Here is a 26,449-nt window from a genome sequence, read left to right as displayed (position 1 = left end):
TCGCTAGGATTTATAAGAGAACTGAGCACGAGGGCTTTTACACTCTATTATTCTAGCTTTAACCAAAATGTTGGTTGCGGGAGCCGGATTTGAACCGACGACCTTCGGGTTATGAGCCCGACGAGCTACCAGGCTGCTCCATCCCGCGTCCGAATGACTTGATATTATCAAGTAAGCCTTGAAGGTATCTTTTAAGACCTAAATTGGTTGCGGGAGCCGAATTTGAACCGACGACCCTTGCTAGAGTTTATAAGAGAACTGAGCCCGAGGGCTTTTACACTTAACTTATCTAGCTTTAACCAAATGTTGGTTGCGGGAGCCGGATTTGAACCGACGACCTTCGGGTTATGAGCCCGACGAGCTACCAGGCTGCTCCATCCCGCGTCCGAATGACTTGATGTTATCAAGTAAGCCTTGAAAGAAGATACTTTCGATTGCTTTCTGTCTTAGTGAAAACCTTGGTTACTGAAATCGGATTTAAACCGATGACCTTCGCTAGGGTTTATAAGAGAACTGAGCCCGAGGGCTTTTTTCACTTAACTTTTCTAGCTTTAACCAAATGTTGGCTATTGGAATCGGATTTAGACCGATGACCTTCGCTAGGGTTTATAAGAGAACTGAGCCCGAGGGCTTTTTACACTTAACTTATCTAGCTTTAACCAAATGTTGGTTGCGGGAGCCGGATTTGAACCGACGACCTTCGGGTTATGAGCCCGACGAGCTACCAGGCTGCTCCATCCCGCGCCTGTTTTGTTTCACACCATGTTGAAAGCGAGGCGTATGTTAAGGATACTTGCTGAAGATTGCAAGGCGTTTTTCATGTTTTTTAACGGTTCGCTCAATACTTGGACAAATAGCTGTTAAATTAAACTTAATGCGCAGTGTAATGAAGAAAAGCTCTATAAGTACAAGGCCACTTTGTTTATAATCTCGTTCAATTCAATTTAGAAGCAATCACGCGATTATTCATGCAATCAGAAACGCAAATCAACAATTTACCACAGTTCTTGGCTCTGACGTCTCCAGGAATCGAAATACTTTTAGCCGATGAACTAAGTGCACTCGGTGCTGACAACATCTCTCAAAAACCTGAAGGTGTATATTTTAACGCTTCAATTGAAACAGCTTATAACATTTGTTTATGGACTCGTTTAGCATCTCGCATTCTATTGCAAATAGGCGCAGCACCCGCCGATAACAAAGAATCACTCTTTCTCGCCGCTAGCGAAGTAAATTGGTCTGAATTGTTTTCCGATAGTACCAGTTTTGCCGTTGACTTTGTCGGCAAGTCAAAAGAAATACGCAATAGTCAGTTTGGTGGTTTAACAGTAAAAGATGCAATAGTTGACCATTTTCGTGATAAGGGTTTTGCCAGACCTAACGTTGATAAATACGAACCAGAAATTCGCTTTCAAGCTCGTTTATTAAAAGGTGAAGTAAAATTTTATTTAGACTTTTCTGGCCGCTCTTTGTTTCAACGTGGTTATAGACAAGACTCTGGCGCTGCTCCTTTAAAAGAAAATTTAGCGGCGGCAATTGTTTTAAGAAGTGGTTGGCTTAGTAGAACAAATACACCTTTAGTTGACCCTATGTGTGGTTCAGGGACTTTATTAATTGAAGCTATCTCTATGGCAGCCGGTTATGCACCTGGAATTGATAAAAGTGTGTGGGGATTTGAGAACTGGTTGTCACATCAAGAAGATATATGGCAACAACAATTAGAACAGGCTACTGTAAAGTCAAATGAGGGGCTTTCGGCACTTGATTTAAAAGTATATGGCAGTGACCTTGACCCTAGAGTAATAAAAACAGCAAAACAAAATGCCAAAAAAGCAGGGTTTGCTGATTTTATTGAATTTACTTGTGAAAGTGCAAACGATCTTACAAACAAATTTTCAACACCAGGTACTTTAGTGTTTAACCCGCCTTATGGAGAGCGAATTGGTGAACTGCCAGAGCTTGTTGAAACGTTCACCTTGTTAGGTCATACATTCAAACAAGAATTTGCCGATTGGACAGTGAGTATTTTAACGGCAAACAAAGAGCTACTTTCGCTTTTAAAACTATCGAGTGCTAAAAAATACAAATTTAAAAATGGTCCGCTAGATTGCGTGTTTGCTTTATATCATTTAGATGAAAAACAGCGACAAAAAGACGCTGCACTACCGCAAAATACGCTTGAAGTTGAAAACTCTGCTTTTGCTAATCGATTGACTAAAAACAAGAAAAAGTTAAAAAGCTGGCTGAAAAATCAGAATGTTGAATGTTATCGTATTTATGATGCTGATATTCCAGAATATAACGTAGCAGTTGATGTTTATGGTGATTATGTCGTTATTCAAGAATATGCTGCTCCCGCGAATATTGAGCCCGAAAAAGTGGCCAAACGTTTACAGGAAGTCATCTTTTTCGCTCCACAAGTATTGGGAGTGCCAACAGAACGTGTGGTGTTAAAAACACGCGCCAAACAAAAAGGCACTAATCAGTATCAAAAGTTAGCTCAAAAGAAACAATCGATTACTGTTAATGAACATGGTGCGCTATTTAAAGTCAACTTGTGGGATTATTTAGATACAGGTTTGTTTTTAGATCACCGTAAAACTCGTCAAATCGTTGCCAAAATGGCGAAAGGTAAAAGTGTACTTAACTTGTTTGCTTACACGGGTTCTGTGTCAGTACAAGCAGCACTACATGGCGCAACTAAAATCACAACTGTTGATATGTCAAATACCTATTTAACATGGGCGAAGGACAACTTTGCATTAAATGATTTAACAGGTTCACAGTATCAATTTGTACAAGCTGATTGTTTAAAATGGCTTAAATCAAATGAAGAGAAGTTTGATTTAATTTTTATCGATCCACCGACGTTTTCAAATTCAAAACGCATGGAAGATAGTTTTGACGTGCAACGAGACCATATTGCGGTATTAACCGATGCCGCAAAATCGCTTAGTGATCAGGGGGAAATTATTTTCACTAACAATAAGCGAAACTTTAAAATGAATCACGAAGAAATCACTGCGCTGGGTTTGAAAGCGGTAAACATCTCAGATCAAACAAGAGATATGGATTTTCAGCGTAACATCCATATCCATAATAGCTGGCATATTACTAAGGTTTAATTATGCAGCAAAAACCATTTGTTTTATATGGCAGTGAAGGTTGCCATCTGTGTGAACTTGCTTTGGCTTTGTGTGAAGAGTTAATTGCTGAACAACAACTGACAGTTGTTGACATTGTTGATGAAGAACATTTAGTTGCACAATATGGTGTCCACATTCCGGTTTTAAAACGAACTCAAGACAATAAAGAGCTTTATTGGCCATTTAACCAAGAAGACGTAAACGAATTTTATCAATATGGAACTAATTAGAATAACGCAAGGTGAGCTTGCTTTTGGCACTGATCATATTCTCGACAATGCAGAATTAAGAATCAAACAGGGCGAACGTGTATGTTTGGTTGGTCGTAATGGTGCTGGTAAATCCTCATTGCTTAAAGTGTTAAGTGGTGTGCAATTGCTTGATGACGGTGAACTTGTTATTTCAAACAATGTTCGTTTAGCTATGTTAGAGCAAGATCCACCTGAATCATGTGATCTTAAGGTATTTGACTATGTAGCACTTGGTGTCGCTAAAAATGCTGAATTGTTGCAGAACTACCACTCACTTATCTCACTCATTGCTGAAGATCCTAGTGAACAAAACATAGATAAACTTGCACAAGTGCAACAACAACTCGAGCAAGCGAATGCTTGGCAAGATGAACAGCGCATTGAACAAGTGCTGACTAAGCTTTCACTTGATGCCAATACAAAGGTTAGTGCATTGTCGGGTGGTTGGTTACGAAAATTGGCTTTGGCTAAAGCCTTGGTAACAAATCCCGACGTATTACTATTAGATGAACCAACTAACCACTTAGATATTAATAGCGTACTTTGGTTAGAAAACTTCTTAAAAGATTTTAACGGTACCATTATTTTTATCAGTCACGACCGTGCCTTTATACGTCGATTGGCCAGTCGCATTGTAGATTTAGACCGAGGCAAGCTGACTAGCTATCCTGGCGACTATGATGTTTACGTTGAACAAAAGCAGCATGATCTGCAAGTAGAAGCACAGCAAAATGCACTTTTTGATAAAAAGCTTGCAGAAGAAGAAACTTGGATCAGGCAAGGAATTAAAGCGAGAAGAACTCGCAACGAAGGGCGAGTTAGAGCATTAGAAAAATTGCGCGTAGAACGCTCTCAGCGTCGCGATCTGCAGCACCAAAGCGATATGAAAATATCAACAGGTGAGCGTTCAGGCAAACTAGTGTTTGAATCAAATGAATTAACGGTTGCTTTCGGTGACAAAAAGGTCATTAATAATTTAGATTTATTGATCACTCGTGGTGACAGGCTAGCGCTAATAGGTGCCAATGGTACGGGTAAATCTACGCTGATAAAGTGTTTGATGGAACAGCTTTCCCCAACAACAGGCAAAATGCGTGTTGGCGTTAACTTAGAGATTGCCTATTTTGACCAACACCGTGAAGCATTAGATCCAGATAAAACAGTACAAGATACTGTTGCAGATGGTAAACAAGATATTACGGTAAACGGACGTACTCGTCATGTTCTTGGGTATTTACAAGACTTTTTGTTTAGCCCTAAAAGAGCACGAACACCAGTGCGTGCATTATCAGGTGGTGAAAAAAACAGACTTTTACTCGCTAGGCTGTTCCTAAGGCCAAGTAATTTACTAATTCTCGATGAGCCTACTAATGATCTTGATATTGAAACGCTCGAATTATTAGAAGAAGTCGTTGCAAATTATGCTGGAACAGTTATTTTAGTCAGCCACGATCGAGATTTTGTTAATAATTGTGTAAACACTTGCCTTTACTTCGATGGAAGTGGTGAAATAACACAAATTGTTGGTGGTTATGATGATGTTGAACAATACGTTTCTCGACGTGATGAAATAAGAAAGCAACATCAGGTAGCCGTTGAAGCAAAAGAACAACCAACAAAAAAACAAAAGGACAAAACGTCAGTTAAGGATAAGAAAAAACTGTCTTATAAAGAGGCAAGGGAGTTAGAAGCATTACCCGACTTAATTGATGAACTTGAAGAAAGTATTTCTGAGCTGCAAGAATTAGTAAATCAGGCAGATTTTTTTACTCAGCCACAAGAACAAACTCAGAAAATATTGAACCAGCTAAAAGAAAAAGAGTCGAAACTCGAAGTTGCCTATTCAAGGTGGCAAGAGTTGGACGAAATATAGAATAACTAAGAGTTACGTAGTTTCATGAAAAATTTGGTTAAATCGGTCTTAACATTAAGTATTAGTAGTGCGTTGGCCATTTCAGCAGCACAGGCTGCGACGTATAAAATTATTGACAAAGGTGCAGCAGATAAATTTAAGTTTACTTATGCACAACAGGAAAATAACTTGGGGCAAATGGCTGTCTCAGGAACAGATTCTTATAATTTCCCTCTCCAGTTTCAGTATTTTGACGAAGCTGACTTTGATGCAATTGTGCTAGCTGCTGGTCGTAACCATGAGTTAGTTAACGGTATCAACGATATTGAAGACGAAGAAGCGCTAAGAGCTGGAAACCCTACTGCCAATGATTTGTTTTGGGCAGTTTATTATATTCGAGACGTAAGAAGTTCGAGTATTTATTACCAAAAGTATGGTGATATTGTTGCAATGACCAATTTTGGCGACGAGTCGACTGAGTTTACAGTGTATGACCAAAAGTTTGAAGGGACTGATACCTATACTCGTTCGACGGTTGATTACATCAATGGTATTAACGATCAAGGTTGGGTTTATGGCAACGGTTCTGCACCATTTTTACCGGTAAAATTCACGCCAAGTGGTGGTGACGAAGTTACTTTATGGTTAAGTGAATTTACTACACGCGGTTTTTTGACGGTTGATAGAGGCGAAACAATTGTACCTATTATGCCTCCTGAAGCGACTTACGGTGGCGAGTCGGCCGTACTCGATATAAATGAAAATGGTGTTGCAGTTGGTTATGCAAGTACTAGCATCGTTGAAGAGATCAAAGAAGTCATTGAAGATGAAACTGGTGGCTGTAGAGACCCTAAAGTTTTAGAAGACCTGCCATTTGAAGCCTGTGTCCAGTTACGTGCTAATGGCATGTATAACAATGAGGCATTTAAATGGATTATCGACGAAAACGGCGTGATTTCAACTGAAGCATTGGGCTTTTTGGTTACACCAAATGTTGACGATAAACGACAACATGTAAGTGTTGCACAGGCAGTTAACAATCATGGGGTTGTTGTAGGTTATGCAACAGGCTGGTGGGATGAAACAGAAACTGAGCCATCTAGAAATGAACGAAGTAGTACTTATGCTGTAGTGTTTAAAGATGGTGAAGTAAAAGATTTTACTGAAGATCATTCCAAACATTTCAGATCTCGTGCCTATGATATCAACGATAAAGGTATTGCAGTTGGTCACGCAGAAACTGTCAGTAACGGCAGCGTCAGAAAAAAATTCTATTATGTAGATACCAATGCTGAAAACCCACAAATGGTATTACCTACAGACTTCTTCGTTGGTTCATCAAGCTCTGCTCGGGCAATTAATGAACATGGTATTATTGTTGGTCAAGGTGAAGTTGAAACACATAATGACAACTCTAGCCCTCGTCGTACCCATGGCTTTATGTATGACATAAATACAGATACCTTTACAGATCTCAATGACCTATTACCATGTGATTCAAAATACACAGTAATAGAAGTTCGAGACATCAACGAAAATAATGAAATCTCAGGCACTGCGGTTTTAAAAGTTGAACGTAGAGATGCCAAAGGTCAGATAATGAAAGATGCCGACGGTAAAGCATTAACAGAAGACGTGGTTCGAGCAATTAAAATGTCACCACTTGGTTCGGGTGAGCCAGAAGATTGTTCCGAGGTTGTTGATAAGGTAGAGCGCAAGGGAGCTAGTTTAGGCTTATTCTCATTGTCTATTCTTACTCTGTTTGGATTTACACGTAGATTCAAATTAAAAAAGTAATCTAGAACAACTAATACTTGTCCAAAAAAAATGCCACTAATGTGGCATTTTTTATTGTTAAAGATAATTAAAAAGCTGATGTCAAACCATCAGCTTAAATATTAGCTTATTGATTTATTTACTGATGTAAGCGACTAAATCAAGAACTTTGTTTGAGTAACCAATTTCATTGTCATACCAAGAAACAACTTTTACAAAAGTATCTGTTAAGGCAATACCCGCACCAGCATCAAATACTGAAGTACAAGTTTCACCGATAAAGTCATTTGATACTACTTGGTCTTCTGTATAACCTAATATACCTTCTAATTCACCGTAAGCCGCTTCTTTCATTGCTTGGCAAATTTCTTCATAAGTAGCAGGATTTGCAAGATTAACCGTTAGGTCAACAACCGATACATTTGGAGTCGGTACGCGGAAAGACATGCCCGTTAGTTTACCATTTAGTTCCGGAATAACTTTACCAACAGCTTTGGCTGCACCTGTCGACGATGGAATGATGTTTTGACCGGCTCCACGGCCACCGCGCCAATCTTTTGCTGAAGGACCGTCAACTGTTTTTTGCGTTGCAGTGGTCGCGTGTACTGTCGTCATTAAACCGTCAGTAATTCCCCATTTATCATTTAATACTTTAGCTATTGGCGCTAAACAGTTTGTAGTACATGAAGCGTTGGAAACGATATCCTCACCATCGTAAGCATTGTGGTTTACACCCATTACAAACATTGGCGTTGTATCTTTAGAAGGGGCAGACATGACAACTTTTTTAGCACCAGCTTCGATATGTTTGCGAGCAGTTTCGTCAGTTAAGAAAAGGCCTGTTGACTCAACGACAACCTCTGCACCAATTTCATCCCATTTTAAATCTGCAGGGTTACGCTCTGCACTGACTCGAATTGTTTTACCATTTACAACTAATTGTCCGTCCTTTACTTCAACTGTTCCGTTAAAACGACCATGTGTTGAATCATACTTAAGCATGTAAGCCATATATTCAACATCAATTAAGTCATTAATGCCAACAACTTCAATATCATTTCTTTCGGCAGCTGCTCTAAACACGAAACGGCCAATTCGACCAAAGCCGTTAATTCCTACTTTAATAGTCATAATTAATCCTAATCAGTGATAATGTAGTAAAATTACATCATTATGGGAAAAATACAAGTAAAAGATGCCTTATGAAAGAAATAATATGATAAATAGTGAACATTATTACAGTAAATTAAAAAAATATTACATTTTTAAATTTAATGTCATATTAGAGTATGAAGATAGCGGTATACCGTGATAAAATATACAGAAATAACGACATATCAAAAACGATTTAAACAATCAACTTTGCAACCCTCTGGAATTTACATGACACAAGAAAAACAGCTTTGTGATATCGGTTTTATTGGACTTGGTGTGATGGGGAAAAACCTTGTCTTAAACTTGGCAGATAACGGATATACGATTGCCGCGTTCGATCTAGACCACGAAAAAGTCAAAGAAGCAATTGCACAAGATCAACTTGAAAATAAATCAGACGCGCAGCGCGTTGTAGGATGCTTTTCATACACTGAGCTATTATCTAAATTAAAAGCCCCGCATTTAATCGTACTTTCTGTTCCAGCGGGAGATCCAGTTGACCAGGTGTCTGCAAGCTTAATTGGTGCAGGTATTCAACCTGATGACATCGTAATTGATACTGGCAATAGTTTATGGGTAGATACAGTAGCAAGGGAAGAAAAATACAAAAACAATTTTATTTTGTTTTCTTCGGCTGTTTCAGGTGGAGAAGAAGGCGCTCGATTTGGCCCTTCGTTAATGCCAAGTGGCTCTCCTTATGCTTGGACACGAATCAAACCAATTTGGGAAGCGATTGCTGCTAAAGTGGATCCAAAAACAGGCAAACCTCTAGAAAGAACTCAGCCTGGCCAAGTGATTGAAGGTGGTGATCCATGTGCTGCTTATATTGGTCCAGCTGGTGCAGGCCACTATGTGAAAATGGTTCACAATGGTATTGAATATGCTGACATGCAAATCATTTGTGAAGCCTACCATGTATTACGTTCTGGATTAGGTTTATCTACAGACGAAATTGCTGACATCTTTGAAAAATGGAATAAAGGCCCATTAGATAGCTATTTAATGGAAATTTCCGTTGAAGTTTTAAGACATAAAACTGAAGAAGTTCCATTAGTTGATTTAATTCTAGATAAAGCTGGTCAAAAAGGTACAGGACTTTGGACAGCTGTCAGTAGTTTAGAAGTTGGCGCTCCAGCACCGACAATTGCTCAAGCAGTTTATGCTAGATCAATTTCATCATTTAAGTCATTACGAGAGCAAGCATCAGTAGCTTTACAAGGCCCAGCCATTAAAGCTTATTCAGAAGAAGAAAAGACTGCTTTTATTAGTGATCTACACGATGCAATTTACTGTGCAAAAATTTGTGCTTATGCACAAGGTTTTCAGTTAATGAAATTGGCAGAAAAAGAACATGGTTGGAAGTTAGACTTTGCAAGTATCGCTAAAATTTGGCGAGCAGGTTGTATTATTCGTGCAGTTTTCCTACAGTCAATTACGGAAGCATTTGAACGTGATGATGAATTGGAAAATCTGATCTTAGATGAATTTTTTGCCAAACAATTAAGTGACTATCAACAGCCATGGAGAAAAGCTATCGCTAATATTACCCTAATGGGTATTCCAGCTGGAGCGCTTTCTTCATCTTTGTCATATTATGATTCTATGAGAACTGCAGTATTACCTGCTAACCTTTTACAAGGACAGCGCGACTTTTTTGGCGCTCACACGTTTGAACGTGTTGACAAAGCGAAAGGTAAAAAATACCACGTTCAATGGGCAACTCAAGATAGAGAAATAGTGAAAATTTAATGATGAAAAACGATGACCATTATAAAGAAAAATTATCGGAAGATGCGTTTAAAGTTTGTCGCCTAGGCGCGACAGAAATGCCATTTTCCGGTAAATATAATGATCATTGGGAGCATGGCGTATACACATGTGCTTGTTGTGATGCGCCATTATTTAATTCGGATACAAAGTTTAATGCGGGTTGTGGCTGGCCTAGCTTTTTACAAAGCATAGAGGGTAAAATTTGTTATTTACCCGATAACTCTCATAATATGGTTCGCACAGAAATACAGTGTTTAAATTGTCAGTCACATTTAGGTCATGTATTTGATGACGGGCCAGAACCAACAGGTAAAAGGTATTGTGTAAACTCTCTTAGTTTATCTTTTACACCTAGCAATTAAAATTTAGGCGGTTTAAAACTGCCCGCATTTATTTTTTCTACGGTAGCATTCGCTACCTTATCTAAAAACTCATAATCTAGTTCATGTGTTGCTTGGAAATTTGTTAATGTATTGGGCGACAACGCCGGGTCCTCTGGCTCATACAAACTTAACACTTTAAGCCAAATATACGCCTGTTGCTGTTGACGTTTTTTAGAAAATATTGAAGATAAGGATTTAAATATATCAAGGTTGATCTTGTCGCCTTCTTTTGACAACTCTAAAGAATGAAATAACAGTTGTAATGTTTTATCAGGATCAACTTTAATATAGTAAGTAGCTAATTCGAACTGAGACTCTGAAGTTTCTAGCTCCTTAGTACCTTCAAGTGCTAAAAATCTATTCAATGCATCTTCGTCCAAATGTCTAGTCCAATGATAGTAAGTTAGGCGAGGGTGGTTAGAGTTTTTGGAAAGTTCAGAAAGCTCTTCTAATCGAGCTCTTGCTTTCATCATGTTATCAATACGGCGTGTTTTCTTTTCTTTGAGCTTAATATGTTCAATTTTTGCCGCATGTGAAATACACTTTTCATATTTTTCATACGCTATGAGTTGATTGAACAAAGTGATATCTTCATTCGGTGCCAATTTGTTTTCTAAATTTGCCGCTCCAACAGCAATTCTTTCTTTTTTACACCATGAATCCTCTGAAAATTCAGCACATATCTCTGGGTGGTCTTTACACAACTGCGAAAAATTGGGTCCCTTATTACAAGCAGATACGGTAAAGAAGGTAATTACCACGGCGATAATTCGCGTATTCATTTAATTAATCTCATATAAAACAAAAAAACATGTAACCTATAGCGTAAACTTTCATAATGAATTACAATGCGCACCGAAATTCACTATTGTTAATCTTCACTATAATTAATAATAGTACGTGGTTCAATTGACTGAAATAAAAAGGTTTATGCAATGACTTCTCACTTAGAGGAACAATACCAATCTAGTTGGCAAGAGCGTCAAACGTTTGCTGAAAACATGCACCCTATGATCGGACAGTTATTCAGAAATAAAGGTATCGAAATTTCTGTTTATGGTCGTCCATTAGTCAATGCGTCTGCTATTGACATTATTAAAGCACATAAGTCAGTTTCTTTGCATGAAGAAAGTAAATTACGTTTACGTGAAAGCTACCCGTTTGTTGAAGCCTTAACAAAAATGGATTTAGCCCCAGCACGCATTGATGTTGGTAAGCTAGCATACAGATACCTTTTCAAAGGTGAAGCAAACGGCCTTTCAATTGAGCAGTTTTTAGAAAAAGAACTGACTGTAATTGGTAAAAATGTTCAAGGACAAGAACCACGTGATGTTGTTCTTTACGGTTTTGGTCGAATTGGTCGTTTATTAGCACGCTTGCTAATTGAACGCACAGGACCAAGCTCAACACTACGTTTACGCGCAATTGTTATTCGTCCTGGTAAAGAAGGTGATCTAGCTAAGCGTGCTAGCCTTTTACGTCGTGATTCAGTACATGGTGCGTTCAATGGTAGTATCACTATTGATGAAGAGCACAATGTAATCAAAGCCAACGGTGCTTTTATCCAAGTGATTTATGCAAAATCACCTTCAGATATCGATTACACTCAATACGGCATCAACAATGCGTTAGTAGTTGATAACACTGGTATTTGGAGTGATGAAGAAGGTTTAGGTCAGCATTTACAATCTAATGGTGTAGCCAAAGTCTTATTGACCGCTCCTGCTAAAGGCGACATTAAAAATATTGTTTATGGCGTAAACCATGACATGATCCTAGCGGAAGATAAAATTGTGTCAGCGGCAAGTTGTACTACAAACGCTATTACGCCAGTGTTGAAAGCTATCAACGATAAGTTTGGTATTAAAAATGGCCATGTGGAAACAGTTCACTCTTATACAAACGATCAAAACCTAATTGATAACTATCATAAGTCACCTCGTCGTGGTCGTAGTGCACCGTTAAACATGGTAATTACTTCTACTGGTGCAGCAAAAGCGGTAGCTAAAGCATTGCCAGAATTAAAAGGTTTATTAACAGGTAACGCTATTCGTGTACCAACGCCAAATGTTTCAATGGCAATCATGAACTTAAACCTTAAAGAGAAAACTGATCGCGATGCATTAAATGATTATTTAAGAAACATCTCGTTAAATTCAGATTTGCAAAACCAAGTTGATTACACAGCGTCTAGCGAAATTGTATCAACTGACTTAGTAGGTTCACGTTACGCTGGTGTTGTTGATTCACAAGCTACTATTGTTGATGAAGACAGAGCAGTACTTTACGTATGGTACGATAATGAATTTGGTTATAGCTGTCAGGTAGTGCGCGTTATGTACGAAATGGCAGGAATTCACGTGCCAACATTGCCTGTGAACTAATATCCTATTAAATAAGTTTAAAAAGCGCCTTATTGGCGCTTTTTTTATGTATTTTATTTACCGTTGAAAGTGAATGAAAATTTAACTTTAATCATTTCTGTTTAAGCGATAAGTTATTTATTGCAGAAATAAAAGGGAGGTTAATATGGCAAGTAATAAGGTTGTACAGTTTGAAGCAAAAGTATTAAAACCAAAACAATCATCAGAAGGAGATAGCTGGGGGTTTGTTGTTTTGCCAATTGAAATAAGTAATGTGTTCCCGAGAAGGGGAAGAACAAGTGCAAACGTTTTGGTTAATAAACATCAATTTCAACAATTACTTGAACCTGACGGCAATAAAAGTCATTGGCTTAAGTTAACGGAATACAATTTAAATGCCGCATCAATTCATTATGGTGAACAAGTCACTTTAACCTTGTCTCCTGTGCTAGTTGAACCTGAACCAGAACTATCTCCAAATTTAAAAGCGGCACTAGATTCTGCACCTAAAGCGCTTGCTACATGGGAATTAACCTCAAATACCGCAAAAATTGATTGGTTACACTGGATTTCCTCAGCGAAACAGGAAACAACACAGATAAAAAGAATTAATCAAGCTGTAGATATGTTATCTGAGGGTAAAAAACGGGTTTGTTGTTTTGATTCTTCTGGTTTTTATAGTAAATCATTTTCGGCACCTATAGCTGCTGACTAGCTATCCTCATATTTTGAAATTAAAAATCGCTTTATTTTTATAGACTAACCTAGATTTAGTTCGAAAAATGTGTCATACATGGTTAATAAGTGAGCACCGTTTAGGTGGGCTAAATAATAATTAATAAAGAGGGAGCTAAAATGTCAAAACAATCAAATTCACTAGCAATAGAAAATGAAAGCCTATTTAGAGCAATGATATGCGCCCCTGCTGCGATTGCTTTTGCTGGGTTAACCATAAAGACAATTAATTCAAATGGGTTTGGATTATTAAACTTATTTTTGATTTTGTTAACGCTATATTTTGCATTGAGCGCTTTGGGTTATGCTGCGCTTTACACAAACGATCGTTATGAGGGTAGAGCCGATACCATCTTTAAAAATAAAAACTTAGCAAAAACATTCATGTGTTTGCCTTTAGCTATTCTTTTTGTTGCACTGACTTACCATTCAATAGCTACATCATCGAGTTTATTTTTTAATCTTATATATGGAACGATTGCACTTTATTTCGTTTTAGCGACTTTAGGTTATGCGTCACATTTTACTAACGATTATTTTGAACAAAATGAGTTAATGCATTAACCGTAAGTTTTCTTTTAATTGCATGTATTTAATGCAATATGGCTTATGTTTGTACTCTAATGTATAGAAATTCAGCACTTAAAATATTTTTTTAAATAAGTGCTTTACAACAGCGAATACAAACATTAATATTCGCACCGTCTTCAAGCAAGACATGTTTTCAGGTGAGATGGCTGAGTGGTCGAAAGCACCGGTCTTGAAAACCGGCAAGGGTTTGTAGCCCTTCTAGGGTTCAAATCCCTATCTCACCGCCATATAAGAAAAGCCCGCTTTATAGCGGGCTTTTTGCTTTTCATTTGCTGTTCTACAACTCAATTTTCTTAATTAAATTTTTATACTTTGAAGCATTTCACTTTCACGCAATTTTAAACTTATAATTTTTGATAGTAGCGACTAAACTAATTTTTGTATTCCACTTAATCTATCGTTTGTAAACTAAACATAGGGGGATTATTTAATATTTTCCTTAATGGCACATAACAAGCAACAAATGCTAACGCAAATATTAGACATAATGAAAAGACTAAAAGTGTTAAAGCGTTCGAAGTTAAGTATTGTTGAATGCTATTAAAATTTATGTAGTAAATTAAAGTTATACCTATTAAACATGCAATCATGCCTAATAAAACTGGTATTAGGTTGTTCGAAAACATTAACCAAATAATAGAACTTCTTTTGGCGCCTACTGCAAGGCGAGTCCCGATTTCAAACTTTCTTATTTTTATGCTGTAGCTCAAAACGCCATACAAACCAATACCAGATATAAAAACAGTAACAATTGACAAAAGGCTTGTGATTACGGTTGTACTAATGGGTATAAACAAACGTTTAGTTTTCACTTGGTGAATATTCTCAAAAGAAGATACTCGCCATTGTGAGTGTCCTTCATTTAGGATAGAAACAATTTCATCGCGCTCAAGGGACTGATGATTTTTAACTTTTACTATAAAATTTGTTGTTGATCGTGTTCTAGGTCGATAAGTTCGCATTTGGGGTTTAGCGTTTGCTGGCAACTTAATACTTTTAACCACACCAATGATAGAAAAGGGCGTACCAGCTGGGTTGAAAAGTTTTTCGCCAACAACGTTATCTTTGGGATTTAACTGCTGTGCAAAGATATCGTTAATAACTATTACGTTATTTTGAAGTTTAATATCGTCTGGAGAAAATGTTCGTCCTTGTAAAATAGGCTGTTCAATCACATCAAAATAATTGGCATCAACATATCTATTTTCATTTGAATAATCTTCCTTTCCATCAGATGTAGTAAACCCTGCATTGCGCGCTTGAATGATTGGCGACCAAGAGCGTGAAACCGACTTTATAGAGGGGTGTTGAGTTAGCCTTTCGGTCAAATTGGTTGTGATATTTATAACTTCTTGTTCCGTCAATTCAGGATTAGAAGGAGAAATACTAAAGTGGTACAAGTTTTCTAAATTGTAACCCAGAGGCTCTTTGATAATGTTAATAGACTCATGAAGCAATACAGAGCTCAAAAACACGATAAAACTTGCTAATGCGACTTGTATTGTTATTAAACCGTTTCTTATCCGTTTTGATACTTGAATTCCGGTGCCTTTTCCACTTGAATTGAGGGATTGACTTAGCCGTTGATAATTAATGCTTTTACTTCCAACAAAAGCAAATATGGTGCTTAACATAATGATTGCTAAAAATAGCGTTATCAAAGTGATTCCGTTTACACTTAGTTCTTCAGTTCGGGGGACTACAACAGCAAAATATTGTTGAATGACAAAAATGCCAATGTAGACAATGACTAGCGCTAAAATACTGGAACAAAGCAATAGAATAAAAGACTCAACAAAAAAATATCGATATAAATGATGTTGCCTAGCGCCAATGGCGGCCTGTATGGCAAGCGCTCTTTGTTTTTTTGCAGTTCTCGCTATAAATAAGTTAGCGATATTGGTACAGGCAATAAGTAAAAGCCCAAAGGTGGCTAATAATAAAAGATAGATCTTTATTTGGTTATTACCAAAAATGACCTGATTGAAGCTGGTAAGGTGAATTTTAATTTGCCATTCATTAAAAAACTCAATTTGAGCAACATTTTCTTTCCAAGACTCATTAATGAGCTTTGTTAGTTTTTGCTCTGCTTGATTCGGTGATACGTCATTTTTTAACAATCCGACTAAGTGTAGATTGGGTCTTATTTGCCCCCAATCGTTATGTAATTGCCTGTTAGCGTTAAAGTCCCAAGGTAGCCAAATTTTAGTGTTACTTGAAGAGCCCAGCACTTTTGGCTCTATGAAAGATTGTTTTAAAACGCCGATAATTGCAAAGTTAATGTCATTTATAGTGACGGTTTTATTTAGGATGTTTTCATCCAAATCGAATGTTTCTTTCCATATGTTATAACTTAAAACAGCAACGGGTTTGTGTGTGTTTATTCCTTCCTCTTCATTAAACCCTCGGCCTAATTCAAATTTACCTTGAAAAAGACTAAACCACTCAGGTGTAACAAACGCTGTTCTCAGTATTGGGTGGCTTTCAATAGATGTAATAAAATTATCTTCAACATTAATAAGAGCTGTCGTTTCAAAAACAGATTGATTTGAATAAGCGTGTACCAATCCAGGGTAAGTGAAAGCAGTAAGGTTATTAGTCCCTTTTTCATTAAAAAGTGCATGTTTTGCAACGAATAAACTTTCTTGTTTTTCGTATGGCAAGGGCTTAACTAGTAACAAATAGGAAAGGGTAACTCCCCATAAGAGGATACCTATTGAAAGCCCAAGGGTAACAACAACAATAAAACTAAATCCTGGCGCTAGTTTTAACTCCTCAAATGCTCTTTTTAATGCATACATCTAATGTCCCTATATTTTTATTCTAGTTGCTGAGAATTTTTTACTGCATTTCTATGGCCTTTATAAAGCGAAGACTTTCATTATTAAATTAGATTTAATAACAGGCAGTTATCATCTCGTCTAAGCTAAGCTAATATTATGCCAAATAATAAAGTAATTTTTTTCAATTAGTTATAGTGTTTACTTGGCGAAGTGTCTAGCATGGCGTCCGAATTCGAACTTAAAACAGTTCAGAAATGAAACCTTTGTATAAGAAAGTGCTTACTTGTAAAACTTGAAGGCGATTAAATTGAGATATGTTAATTATTAAAATGAATTCGTTCATTTAAAACTGAATGAACAGTGGTTAATTGATGTTTTCTTTAGTAAGTTTTTTGTTCAGACTATCAATTAAATTTGTAAAACCTGATGAAACCAATGTTCCTGTGTTATCAAGTATATCAGTTCTCACTTTAGATTCGCTTTTTAAGTTTTCTATTAATAAGATAGTTTCTTCCGTTGTATTTGGCAGCTCTTTTATTTGATCAACTTGAACACACATAGACTGAATAATGTTTTTGTATTCCATACTTTGATATTGTTGCTGAATGTCTATATCTGACAATTCCTTCTGGGTCGCACTCAATAAACGCAATATAGTTTTATGTTGGCGGTCATTAGCCAGCGTTGACTCTATTCTCTTTATTTCGCTAACAATGATGTTTTTTAATACAACGATACTTTCTATAAGTTGGGCGCGCCTTTCATCGTTACTAGGAAGTTCGCCAACAATGAAGGAAATATGATTGTCCCAAAAGTACATTTTATTTCCTATTTTGACTGTAGAGCCGCTTGTTGGGCGAGTTTCTTGAACCAACAATTTCTCTTCTTTGCTTGATAGAAAACCAGAGGGAATACTTTTATCATGAGTTATTTCGGTTCGTATATGAAAAGCAGCTATTACCTCTAAAGCATTAAAACAATTATTAAGTACAACCAATAACTCTATTATCTTGTTGCATTTTGCTGCCTCCATGGCAAATTCTGTTAATGCACTTTGCTCGCTGTACATTTGCATCGAATTTTCAAAGAGCTCTTTTAGTTGTTTTAACTCTTGTTCAACAGAGTTTGAGGAGCTTTCTTCTATGAGAGGGGAGTTTGACGAATTTTCGAGTAACTTTAGTTGTTGATGAAGTAAATCAACTTCACTCTCTAAAGCATAAACACAATGTTCAAACTCGGCAATAATACTTTCTAAATGTTCAATCTCCATAAGTTTTAATTCAATATCCTCCTGACTTAAATCGGTTCTTGAGGACACCTCTTGCTCCAATGTCGTCATATTATTTCTTAATTTAACGATAAAGTGTCGCTGTTGCTCATTGTTTTCTCTCAATTGATTTATTTGTCGCATGACACTTTGACGTGATGCCTCGTCAGTTAACTTATGCGCATTTGACCTAATAAAATCAGTGTCTATTGATAACCCATTTGTCTCGCATTCTGAACGAAGGTTTTTTAGAAATTCTATTTCATTTGTTAGTGCCTTCACTTTTTCTCTTAAGATTTCTAGCTCACCTTCTGAAGAGTTTACTGCTGTTTTTAAATTGCTTATATTTTGCTCGTAGTCATTGGAATTCGAAACTAAATTAGATAGTTGGTTGATTATAGAGCTTTTGTTTTTATTAGCATTTGCGGCAGATTGAAGTGATTGGTTAATTTCAGAAATATTTGCGAAGGTATCAGAAATTAATTGTTGGCTTGACGTTGTAGTTTGGAAACCATTTTGTTTAGATATTTCTAGTTTTTTCTCTAGAACTTTAATTGTTTTTACTTTTTGTTCGATGCTTTTTTGTAGCTGATTTATCCCTAAATTAGCAAAAATTTGGCTTAAATTTTTTGATAATGAAGACCAGTATTTGTCTTCGTCATCTAACCACTTTATTGCAAGTATTTCAGTTTTAAGGTAGTAGGCTCTTAGTAAAATAGCTTGTTGTTCGATTGGCTCTTCTAGGCAAAATTGAAATTGGTCTTTACCAGAAATTTGCTTGTAATGCTCTTTAGATAAGTCTTTATGCTTATTTAAAAAATTAAGTATATGTTTGGTTTTTTGAAGGAAGTCTTGTGCTAAATCTTGGTTCTCTCTTTCTAGCACTTCTATTTGTTTTTTTAACTTCTTCAGCGAGCGTAAAATAACAAAGCGGCATATAGCAACAATGGCAACTAATGCTAGTGTTATTAATGCCAGTTGAATTTGTGTTGTAGTCGGCATCATGTGTTGGCATCCTATATCCTATTGTTTTCTTCGTTGATAATTGATGATACATGGTTGAACTCTTGAATGATTTCTTTATACACCTCAAGAGCGTATGGAGAAAAATTACTGTTATCTTTACTTAATGATTCAGCCTCTTTACATAAGAGGTGTAAACGTTCAGCACCAATAAAGAGAGAGGATGACTTTAGTTTGTGTGTTGTATGAAAAATACTGTCGTGATCGTTGTTAGAAATAGCGCTACTAAGCTCATCAACTAACGGTTTCGTTTTTAGTAAATATTTAGTTCTATATCTTAATGCCGATTCTATGTCTGTTCCCATGTAATTTGCTGCAAGCTGGTTATTTAAACTCTGACCTTTTATGTTGAGTGTTTTTGGCTCTTGGCTTTGTCGATATGGATTAAAATACTTAGCTAATTTTACTTTGATTGCTTTTACTTCTTCATGATGAGATAGCGTTTCATTCATACCTGCTGCTAAACATCGTTCAACAGCTTCAGGATCACAAAGGCCTAATAACCCCCAAATTACTACTTTTCTTTCAATATTTGGCAAACCACACCTGATCTTTTGTGCGATGCTAAGGCCACCAATCGGTTGCATGTCAACGTCTGCAATTAACAGGTCAAAACTAGCTGTCGCCAATCGATCTATAGCATCGAACCCGTTAACGACTTCGGTAGTGTTACACCCCAATAGCTTTAACATTGATATAAATTGCGCTCGTAAATTTGTGTTTGGTGAAGATATGAGTACTTTTATATCAAAACAAGTCGTTGTTTTATTTATTAAAGAAGTATTATCCATATTATGAGCGTGCCAAGTGTTGTTCTCTTAATATTGCATTTGCAATTGTCGAAATATCTTTTGTATTTAGCGGTTTTTTTAGAAACTTTGTTGCGCCAATTTGATGGCTACGTTTATTTAGCTCGGGATCAGTGTCTCCCGTTACCACAATCACCGGAATATCGCTTAGTCCTGGATCTGACTTTATTGATTGAAGGAATTCAAAGCCGTTGAAATCAGGAAGGTTATAGTCTAGAAAAATTAAACATGGCTTGTTGAGGTAAATTGCATCGCTCGCCGCTTGGCAGTCTGCAACCACGATAATATCGAGTTCAAAGTCAGTTAAAGATGTTTTATACACTTCAGAAAAAAAATCATCATCTTCAATTATTAATATGCTGGGTCTTTCATTTTGAATCAAATTAGTTAAATCATGTTCTATAACATAAGCTGTTGAGGTAGTTTGACATTTAGAAATGGCTTGTTTTAACCGTATCTGTAATCGTTCTTTATCGATAAAAGGCCGTGCAACAAACACTCCGTCCACCAACTTTTCTTCTAAATATTTATTAGCGAGCTCAAGATCAAACTCATCACAAAGCAGAATTGGTTTTATTGTAGATTGGGCTTTATATAATTTGGTGTAATTTTGATAATCTTCAATTGAGTCTTCAATAAACTCATGGCCGATAATAAACAATTCTATCGAGCCTGAAAGCAACAAATTTGCTGCATCTGAGCAGCTAAAATAATAATCTAAAAACCTAGAATCCTCATTTAATAGGTTGCTAATCAGGTCTTTATATAAGTCATAATTACTTACAAACACGATATTATTGTGCAAAGTTCTATCCTTAAAGCTCGTGTATTAACTAAATTATGATTTAGCTAAAACTGGTTGCATCCATTAAGTAATACCTGTTTTGACTGTACTTAAGTAATAGCAGATAAACTGATAATTTTCCAAACTAGATCAAACAGTAAAACCTTATTTCAAGTAAGGATATATACTGTTTTGTTGATAATTTTGTGGTTGGTGTAACTTTGTTTTATTGTGCCTTTTTCATCTTTATCAGCAATGTAAACGTTTTGTTGTAAAAATTTGTTAACAAAGTGGAACGTCATTTTCGCTACGAATTATTTAGTACTATATTTAAGTGATAAGCTAGCCATATACGCGAGGTTGTTATGAAGATAGCAATATCATTGTTAGTTGTTTCGCTCACTATAAGCTTAATAGGGTGTTCTTCAAACGGTAAAGCAAAAAGTACTGTTACTAATTACGAAACTTTGTTTGTCGATAGTGCTTTTCCTAAACACCAAACTTATATTATTGAAACTGAAGATGAAGTTTTTGCATTAGACGAAGAGATGAAAGAGTTTGTGCAGACAAAACTGCGCAATATTCAAGAGCCAAACAGGCGTATCAATAAATTGGTCAAGTATCTGTTTTCTCGTGACTATATTGATTTAAGTTACCACTCGAATGCTAACCTTACAGCCTCACAAGCGTTTCACAGTAAATCGGCAAATTGCCTTTCGTTAACAATAATGGCTTATAGCTTGGCGCAGTACGCCGAAATGGATGTCGAATTTAAACATGTAGACGTACCAGAGTATTGGATGCGAAATGGCAATTACAATACGTTAGCTGGTCATGTAAATATCCAAGTAAAAGTTAAGAAAGCGCCCAATACTCCCATTTTATTTCTAACCCAAGCAAGAATAATTGACTTTGATCCATCTATTAATGCTCAAAATTTTGATTCATTTGATATAGATAAAGCAGCTATTTTAGCCATGTTTTATAACAATAAAGGTGCCAATGCGATGGTAAATGGGCAATATGATTTAGCCTACGCTTATTTTAAAGCGGCAGTAAAAATTAACCCCAGCTTTTCATCGGCTTGGGGGAATTTGGGAATTTTATATAAATTCAATAATATGTTGAATCAAGCAAAAGGTGTCTACAATTATGCGCTATTTCTTGATGAAGAAAACTATACTGTTTTTCGTAATTTAGCGATAACTTTAGCAGCGTTAGGTGATATAGGTGAGGCTAAAAATATTATGACGTCAATACACCAAAAAAGATTAAAAAATCCCTATTATTTAGTCATGCTTGGCAATGAAGCTTTTTATGAAAGTAAATTCGAAAATGCAGTTTCGTATTATCGACGGGCTTTAAAAATGGAGCCTAGATTACATGAAAGTTATTTTGGTTTAACTAAGGCGTATTATGCATTAGGGGACGTTCATAGGGCTGAACAATCAATTGAAAAAGCGGTTAGGTTAATTGGCCAAGGGCCCAGTAACCAAGAATATACTGCAAAACTAAATTTTATTCGTCAAAGGCATTAACTCAGTGAAATGGCTTCTGGTTTATATTTTTTGTTGTTTAAATGTCCAAGCAGCGTTATTCAATAAGATAGATAACAGTAAATTATTAGGGCATTTAAAATTGTTAGCGTCTGACGAGTTCGCTGGTAGGGCGCCACAAACTAATGGCAGTTTGCTAAGTCAACAATATATTATTAGTCAGTTGACTGAAATTGGCATATCACCTCTGAATAATAACTTTCAGCAAAAATTCTTTTATCGGCATATTAGTGAAACTAAACAAGGTACTAATATCATTGGTACGCATCTTGGCAGGCCCAATAAAAGTGGCAACTGGATTATTTTGTCTGCACATTATGATCACAAAGGTAAAGGTAAGTTTGGTATATACAATGGAGCAGACGACAATGCATCGGGAACTAGTGCATTACTGTCTATCGCTGCGTCAATAAAAGAAAGGGATGTTCCTGCGAATTTTGTCTTCTTGTTTACAGATGCAGAAGAGCAGGGGCTAAAAGGAAGCAAGGCCTTTGTTGAATCAAATCCTGCGCTAATAAAAGAAACGCTAATAAACATCAACATTGATATGGTCGCCGGGACAATAAATACCAATAAGCTTTTTATGCTGGCTAAGGGGTTAAATAAAGTGTTGTCTCAACAAGAAATTGATGCACTTTATCGTGTAGACGACTTGATGGGGCAACGAGTATACACACGATTTAGAAACACGCTGACAGGTGAGAATACTGCTATAAAATGGCTTAAAGCTAGCGATCATAGTTCATTTAATAAAAAGAAGATTCCGGTGCTATTTTTCTGTAATGGTATTCATAAAAACTATCACACCACAAATGATACGTTTGAAAATATTAACCCATCTTTTTTCTTAAAAAATACTAATATTATCCTTGAACATATATTGTATTTAGCAAAGGTTTTTAACAAAACCTGACCATATAGTTATGATTTGACTTCGTATCGTCGTATAATGGCGTTATCAACACCTAAAAAAGTATTAAGTTATGGAAAAGAAATTTATAACTGCTCAAGAATTATTAGAAGACTCGTTTAGAGTGGCAGCAAAAGTTTTTGAAGATGGTTTTAGACCTGATTATATCGTTGGCATCTGGCGCGGTGGTGCGCCAATTGGTATCGCAGTTCAAGAGTATTTTGACTATAAAAAAATCGATACCGATCATATTGCGGTTAGAACGTCTTCATATTATGGCATCAACCAGCAAAGTAAAGAAATCAAAGTTCATGGACTGCACTACATTATTGAAAATGCAAATGCAGGCGATAGCTTGTTAATTGTTGACGATGTTTTTGATTCAGGTAGAAGTATCGAGGCACTAATTAAGCAATTGAAACTTCTTATGCGAAACAATTTGCCAAATGATATTCGTATTGCGTGCCCTTGGTATAAGCCAAAAAATAGTAAAGTTGACCTTGTTCCAGACTATTTTGTTCACGAGTCAGAAGAATGGTTAGTTTTTCCTCATGAAATATCTGGTCTAACACCAGAAGAAATCATTGAAGGTAAAACGGATTTAGCCAATATAAAACATTTATTTGTCTAAATTTCATTAATTAGCCATGAAAAGTGCGTAAAGTGGTCGTCACTTTATGCACTTGTTAGTCAAACCATATATGTTCAAATTCTATATCATCGCCGCGTGCATTCTAACGTCATTTTCTACGTTTGCTAAAAATCCTATTATTTTAATTTCTATTGATGGTTTTGCTCATAAATATTTAACTATGTATAAACCGCCATTTATATCGTCTTTAAGTAAAGATGGTGTGATATCTGATGGCCTTAAACCGGTTTATCCTAGTAAAACTTTTCCTAACCATATTTCAATTGTTACTGGAAAGTATCCTGCTGAGCATGGCATCGTTCACAACAAGTTTTATCATCGTAAACTTCAAGAAAACTATAAATTAGGTGCGGGGGCAAATGACAATCGCTGGCTTACAGCTGAGCCTATTTGGACTATAGCGGAAAAACACGGTATTAAAACCGGGGTGTATTTTTGGCCAGAGTCAGAAGCAAAAGTTTCTGGTATTTATCCTAGTTATTATTTTCAATATAAACATAATACGCCTAATAAGGACCGGTTAGATAAATTGGTAGAATGGCTTAAACTACCTGAGCCTGAACGACCAAATTTAGTGATTACCTATTTTTCCACGGTTGATAGCGCTGGCCATAAATATGGAACAACATCAGTTGAACTACAAAATGCAATTAAAGAACTCGACGCATTGCTCGCTAGTTTTTTTCATAGAATTGAACAAGAAACAGATTTAACACCCAATATCCTACTAGTGTCAGATCATGGTATGGTTGATATTGATAGTAATGTATCAATACTCACAAAAACTTTGTTACAGCCGTTTCCTCAATTACGAATTGTTAATGGCGAAACTCAACTTTACATATATGAATCTAATAAAAATACGTTAGAACAAGTTAAAACACATTTAACCTCGGTTGAAAATTCTAATCATTACAAAGTATATCTAGCTAAAGACTTTCCCAAACATTGGCAGTTTGGTGACAAAAAAGCTGGCATACCCGATATGATAGTTGAAGCTATTCCGCCCAGTGTTTTTGTCAAACCAGATTTTCAAGTTGGCAAGGGAAAACTTCATAAAGGAACACATGGATTTGATGCACTAGGTAATAATGATTTAGATGCAATTTTTATCGCCAAAGGCCCTAATATTAACAAAGGCATTGTATTGCCAAAATTTCAAAACATTTTAGTGTTTGATTTAATGGTAACCTTGTTGGAATTAGAGCGAGAAATAACGCCAGGCTTGCATGATAAAGAAATAGTTTTGTTTCAACAGATAATCAAAACTAAAAGCGAGCAAAATTAATAGTTAGCTCTTTATTTTTAACAGAGAAATGGGTATGTTAAATCAATATAATAAAAACGTTGAAAACATAGATGTACAGTACATATATTGCTCGCCAAGCCATTTTAGATCGCAATTCAAGGACGATTGGTTATGAATTGTTGTTTCGTGAAAGCCCAGACAATAGATTTCCTGAAATTGATCAGGATATTGCCAGTTCTAAGTTAATTATTCAAAACCACCTTCAAGGCGATATAAAAGCTATCAGTTTGGGAAAGCTGTCTTTTATCAATTTTACTGAAAAGTGTCTTATCAATAAATATCCATTATTTTTTGATCGTAAATCTATCGTTATTGAGCTTGTCGGTCATACTTCCCCGACAGAAAGATTACTTAAAATCGTTAAGTATTATTTTGAAAAGGGTTATCGAATTGCCCTTACAGAATACGACTTAGATGAAAAGTGGGATGTTCTATTCCCATTCATATCTATTATCAAAGTCGATATCGAAAAAAATAACCCAAAACGTTTACAATCTATTGTAAAGCGCATAAAGCCTTTCAACATTAAATTAGCAGCTGAGAAGGTCGAAACTCGTTTTCAACTTCAGTCTTTAGCAGAAGTAGGTTTTAACTTTTACCAAGGTTATTTTTATCACGAGCCGGAAATTATTGAAGGGCAAACACTCGCGCCAATTAAAGCACAAATGCTGCACTTGATCAGTGAAACCTTCAATACACCATTAGATTTTGAGGTGATTGCTGAAATTATCAGTCGCGATGTAAATTTAAGTGTTGGCCTACTGAAAATGGTCAACAATGTCGCTACAAGCACTCGAGTGGAAATTACTTCGTTAAAACAAGCAACAGCTTATTTGGGTGAAGAAAAACTTAAACAGTTTGTCACTATTTTAGCACTTTCTAAATTAACAACAGATAAAACAGATGAAGTATCAAAACAAGCGCTTATTACGGCTAAGTTGATGACTTCACTAGCTACTGCTGATGCATTCGAGAAAGCTAGAGAATACGCGTTTATTACTGGTCTATTAAGTGCAATTGAAGTTGTGCTTAGTATGCCAATGAGCGAAATTATAGAAACCATGCCTTTAGCAGAACCAATTGAAAAAGCGTTAGTACATCGAGAAGGTGTCTTAGGTGAATTGCTATCATTTGTTACTGACTATATTGTTGGTAAAGGCGAAAATATGGAAAATGTTGCAGAGGTTTATGGCCTCAGCAGTGATTACATGCATAAAGAATTCGTTGAAGCTTGTCGCTGGTGCCAAGAGTTAGGCATTTAAAGAGTTCAACAATTAACTCGTATCTTTGAAGGCGTCTTAATAACATTAAGTCGCCTTTTTTACTCTTAAAAA

20 protein-coding genes and 4 tRNA genes are annotated in these 26,449 nt (G+C 36.2%); 15 read left to right on the top strand and 9 right to left on the bottom strand.

What is annotated here, in order from left to right:
- Positions 1–71: 71 nt before the first annotated feature.
- From IE199_RS10510 to IE199_RS10500, 3 genes are all read right to left on the bottom strand, one after another.
- Positions 72–148: transfer RNA gene (locus IE199_RS10510), tRNA-Met, on the bottom strand.
- Positions 149–307: 159 nt separating this feature from the next.
- Positions 308–384 (bottom strand) — tRNA-Met (locus IE199_RS10505).
- A 283-nt stretch (positions 385–667) separates the two neighbouring features.
- Positions 668–744: transfer RNA gene (locus IE199_RS10500), tRNA-Met, on the bottom strand.
- Between the two features lie 224 nt (positions 745–968).
- Between IE199_RS10500 and rlmKL the strand changes: the two genes are divergently transcribed.
- Genes rlmKL through IE199_RS10480 form a run of 4 tightly spaced genes read left to right on the top strand, consistent with a single transcriptional unit; the run spans position 969 to position 7,046 of the window.
- Positions 969–3,125 carry a bifunctional 23S rRNA (guanine(2069)-N(7))-methyltransferase RlmK/23S rRNA (guanine(2445)-N(2))-methyltransferase RlmL gene (rlmKL, locus tag IE199_RS10495; protein ID WP_189770078.1) on the top strand — a complete coding sequence of 719 codons (2,157 nt, stop codon included), beginning with the start codon at positions 969–971 and terminating at the stop codon, positions 3,123–3,125.
- A 2-nt stretch (positions 3,126–3,127) separates the two neighbouring features.
- Positions 3,128–3,376: a glutaredoxin family protein gene (locus IE199_RS10490; RefSeq protein ID WP_189770071.1), complete on the top strand. Its 249-nt coding sequence runs from the start codon at positions 3,128–3,130 to the stop codon at positions 3,374–3,376.
- Positions 3,363–5,270 carry an ATP-binding cassette ATPase Uup gene (uup, locus tag IE199_RS10485; protein WP_189770069.1) on the top strand — a complete coding sequence of 636 codons (1,908 nt, stop codon included), beginning with the start codon at positions 3,363–3,365 and terminating at the stop codon, positions 5,268–5,270. The genes IE199_RS10490 and uup overlap by 14 nt, the downstream gene beginning before the upstream one ends.
- Positions 5,271–5,294: 24 nt before the next feature.
- Complete coding sequence (locus IE199_RS10480) at positions 5,295–7,046, top strand: DUF3466 family protein (RefSeq protein ID WP_189770067.1); 1,752 nt, start codon at positions 5,295–5,297, stop codon at positions 7,044–7,046.
- 114 nt (positions 7,047–7,160) lie between these two features.
- On the opposite strand, the gene gap is transcribed toward IE199_RS10480, so the two are convergent.
- A complete protein-coding gene (gene gap, locus IE199_RS10475; protein ID WP_189770065.1) occupies positions 7,161–8,156 on the bottom strand; it encodes a type I glyceraldehyde-3-phosphate dehydrogenase in 996 nt (331 codons plus the stop codon).
- Between the two features lie 252 nt (positions 8,157–8,408).
- Here gap and gnd point away from each other — a divergent pair, with 252 nt between their 5' ends.
- A complete protein-coding gene (gene gnd, locus IE199_RS10470; RefSeq protein ID WP_189770056.1) occupies positions 8,409–9,929 on the top strand; it encodes an NADP-dependent phosphogluconate dehydrogenase in 1,521 nt (506 codons plus the stop codon).
- A 2-nt stretch (positions 9,930–9,931) separates the two neighbouring features.
- A complete protein-coding gene (gene msrB, locus IE199_RS10465) occupies positions 9,932–10,312 on the top strand; it encodes a peptide-methionine (R)-S-oxide reductase MsrB (RefSeq protein ID WP_189770588.1) in 381 nt (126 codons plus the stop codon).
- On the opposite strand, the gene IE199_RS10460 is transcribed toward msrB, so the two are convergent.
- Positions 10,309–11,115, bottom strand: a complete 807-nt coding sequence (locus IE199_RS10460) for a DUF2989 domain-containing protein (RefSeq protein ID WP_189770055.1) — start codon at positions 11,113–11,115, stop codon at positions 10,309–10,311. The two genes, msrB and IE199_RS10460, sit on opposite strands and share 4 nt — an antisense overlap.
- Positions 11,116–11,268: 153 nt before the next feature.
- Here IE199_RS10460 and IE199_RS10455 point away from each other — a divergent pair, with 153 nt between their 5' ends.
- The 4 genes from IE199_RS10455 (at position 11,269) to IE199_RS10440 (ending at position 14,249) form a co-directional block, all read left to right on the top strand.
- The gene (locus tag IE199_RS10455; RefSeq protein ID WP_189770053.1) at positions 11,269–12,717 is read left to right on the top strand and encodes a glyceraldehyde-3-phosphate dehydrogenase; all 1,449 of its coding nucleotides are present in this window, start codon (positions 11,269–11,271) and stop codon (positions 12,715–12,717) included.
- A 145-nt stretch (positions 12,718–12,862) separates the two neighbouring features.
- Positions 12,863–13,411 carry a YdeI/OmpD-associated family protein gene (locus IE199_RS10450; protein ID WP_189770051.1) on the top strand — a complete coding sequence of 183 codons (549 nt, stop codon included), beginning with the start codon at positions 12,863–12,865 and terminating at the stop codon, positions 13,409–13,411.
- Positions 13,412–13,551: 140 nt separating this feature from the next.
- Entirely contained in the window at positions 13,552–13,995 is a 444-nt protein-coding gene (locus IE199_RS10445; RefSeq protein WP_189770049.1) for a hypothetical protein, read from the top strand.
- A 163-nt stretch (positions 13,996–14,158) separates the two neighbouring features.
- Positions 14,159–14,249, top strand: a tRNA-Ser gene (locus tag IE199_RS10440).
- 162 nt (positions 14,250–14,411) lie between these two features.
- On the opposite strand, the gene IE199_RS10435 is transcribed toward IE199_RS10440, so the two are convergent.
- The 4 genes from IE199_RS10435 to IE199_RS10420 all read right to left on the bottom strand — a co-directional run bounded on the left by IE199_RS10435 (position 14,412) and on the right by IE199_RS10420 (position 20,565).
- The gene (locus IE199_RS10435) at positions 14,412–16,823 is read right to left on the bottom strand and encodes an ABC transporter permease (RefSeq protein ID WP_189770048.1); all 2,412 of its coding nucleotides are present in this window, start codon (positions 16,821–16,823) and stop codon (positions 14,412–14,414) included.
- A 346-nt stretch (positions 16,824–17,169) separates the two neighbouring features.
- Positions 17,170–18,957 carry a coiled-coil domain-containing protein gene (locus IE199_RS10430; RefSeq protein WP_229854655.1) on the bottom strand — a complete coding sequence of 596 codons (1,788 nt, stop codon included), beginning with the start codon at positions 18,955–18,957 and terminating at the stop codon, positions 17,170–17,172.
- Between the two features lie 131 nt (positions 18,958–19,088).
- Complete coding sequence (locus IE199_RS10425; protein WP_189770043.1) at positions 19,089–19,886, bottom strand: Hpt domain-containing protein; 798 nt, start codon at positions 19,884–19,886, stop codon at positions 19,089–19,091.
- Position 19,887: 1 nt separating this feature from the next.
- Positions 19,888–20,565, bottom strand: a complete 678-nt coding sequence (locus IE199_RS10420; protein ID WP_189770041.1) for a response regulator — start codon at positions 20,563–20,565, stop codon at positions 19,888–19,890.
- Positions 20,566–21,053: 488 nt separating this feature from the next.
- On the opposite strand from IE199_RS10420, the gene IE199_RS10415 reads away from it, so the two are divergent.
- The 5 genes from IE199_RS10415 (at position 21,054) to IE199_RS10395 (ending at position 26,377) form a co-directional block, all read left to right on the top strand.
- The gene (locus IE199_RS10415; protein ID WP_189770039.1) at positions 21,054–22,226 is read left to right on the top strand and encodes a tetratricopeptide repeat protein; all 1,173 of its coding nucleotides are present in this window, start codon (positions 21,054–21,056) and stop codon (positions 22,224–22,226) included.
- A 4-nt stretch (positions 22,227–22,230) separates the two neighbouring features.
- Positions 22,231–23,157, top strand: a complete 927-nt coding sequence (locus IE199_RS10410) for a M20/M25/M40 family metallo-hydrolase (RefSeq protein WP_189770037.1) — start codon at positions 22,231–22,233, stop codon at positions 23,155–23,157.
- A gap of 70 nt (positions 23,158–23,227) precedes the next feature.
- Complete coding sequence (locus tag IE199_RS10405; protein WP_189770035.1) at positions 23,228–23,785, top strand: phosphoribosyltransferase; 558 nt, start codon at positions 23,228–23,230, stop codon at positions 23,783–23,785.
- A 70-nt stretch (positions 23,786–23,855) separates the two neighbouring features.
- Positions 23,856–25,094: an alkaline phosphatase family protein gene (locus IE199_RS10400; protein WP_189770033.1), complete on the top strand. Its 1,239-nt coding sequence runs from the start codon at positions 23,856–23,858 to the stop codon at positions 25,092–25,094.
- A 71-nt stretch (positions 25,095–25,165) separates the two neighbouring features.
- Positions 25,166–26,377 (top strand): EAL and HDOD domain-containing protein, encoded by a 1,212-nt coding sequence (locus IE199_RS10395; RefSeq protein ID WP_189770031.1) that lies wholly within the window; start codon positions 25,166–25,168, stop codon positions 26,375–26,377.
- The last annotated feature ends 72 nt before the right edge of the window (positions 26,378–26,449 follow it).

The sequence above is a fragment of the Thalassotalea marina genome, assembly GCF_014656435.1.
Classification (GTDB): Bacteria; Pseudomonadota; Gammaproteobacteria; order Enterobacterales; family Alteromonadaceae; genus Thalassotalea_C; species Thalassotalea_C marina.
Note: the sequence above shows the minus strand (reverse complement) of the source record. Positions and strands in the feature narration are given on the sequence as shown.

What these genes read in the sequence shown, in the direction of transcription:
- rlmKL (WP_189770078.1), top strand. Translation starts at nt 969, where the DNA reads ATGCAATCAGAAACGCAAATCAACAATTTACCACAGTTCTTGGCTCTG.
- IE199_RS10490 (WP_189770071.1), top strand. Translation starts at nt 3,128, where the DNA reads ATGCAGCAAAAACCATTTGTTTTATATGGCAGTGAAGGTTGCCATCTG.
- uup (WP_189770069.1), top strand. Translation starts at nt 3,363, where the DNA reads ATGGAACTAATTAGAATAACGCAAGGTGAGCTTGCTTTTGGCACTGAT.
- IE199_RS10480 (WP_189770067.1), top strand. Translation starts at nt 5,295, where the DNA reads ATGAAAAATTTGGTTAAATCGGTCTTAACATTAAGTATTAGTAGTGCG.
- gap (WP_189770065.1), bottom strand. Translation starts at nt 8,156, where the DNA reads ATGACTATTAAAGTAGGAATTAACGGCTTTGGTCGAATTGGCCGTTTC.
- gnd (WP_189770056.1), top strand. Translation starts at nt 8,409, where the DNA reads ATGACACAAGAAAAACAGCTTTGTGATATCGGTTTTATTGGACTTGGT.
- msrB (WP_189770588.1), top strand. Translation starts at nt 9,932, where the DNA reads ATGAAAAACGATGACCATTATAAAGAAAAATTATCGGAAGATGCGTTT.
- IE199_RS10460 (WP_189770055.1), bottom strand. Translation starts at nt 11,115, where the DNA reads ATGAATACGCGAATTATCGCCGTGGTAATTACCTTCTTTACCGTATCT.
- IE199_RS10455 (WP_189770053.1), top strand. Translation starts at nt 11,269, where the DNA reads ATGACTTCTCACTTAGAGGAACAATACCAATCTAGTTGGCAAGAGCGT.
- IE199_RS10450 (WP_189770051.1), top strand. Translation starts at nt 12,863, where the DNA reads ATGGCAAGTAATAAGGTTGTACAGTTTGAAGCAAAAGTATTAAAACCA.
- IE199_RS10445 (WP_189770049.1), top strand. Translation starts at nt 13,552, where the DNA reads ATGTCAAAACAATCAAATTCACTAGCAATAGAAAATGAAAGCCTATTT.
- IE199_RS10435 (WP_189770048.1), bottom strand. Translation starts at nt 16,823, where the DNA reads ATGTATGCATTAAAAAGAGCATTTGAGGAGTTAAAACTAGCGCCAGGA.
- IE199_RS10425 (WP_189770043.1), bottom strand. Translation starts at nt 19,886, where the DNA reads ATGGATAATACTTCTTTAATAAATAAAACAACGACTTGTTTTGATATA.
- IE199_RS10415 (WP_189770039.1), top strand. Translation starts at nt 21,054, where the DNA reads ATGAAGATAGCAATATCATTGTTAGTTGTTTCGCTCACTATAAGCTTA.
- IE199_RS10405 (WP_189770035.1), top strand. Translation starts at nt 23,228, where the DNA reads ATGGAAAAGAAATTTATAACTGCTCAAGAATTATTAGAAGACTCGTTT.
- IE199_RS10400 (WP_189770033.1), top strand. Translation starts at nt 23,856, where the DNA reads ATGTTCAAATTCTATATCATCGCCGCGTGCATTCTAACGTCATTTTCT.
- IE199_RS10395 (WP_189770031.1), top strand. Translation starts at nt 25,166, where the DNA reads ATGTACAGTACATATATTGCTCGCCAAGCCATTTTAGATCGCAATTCA.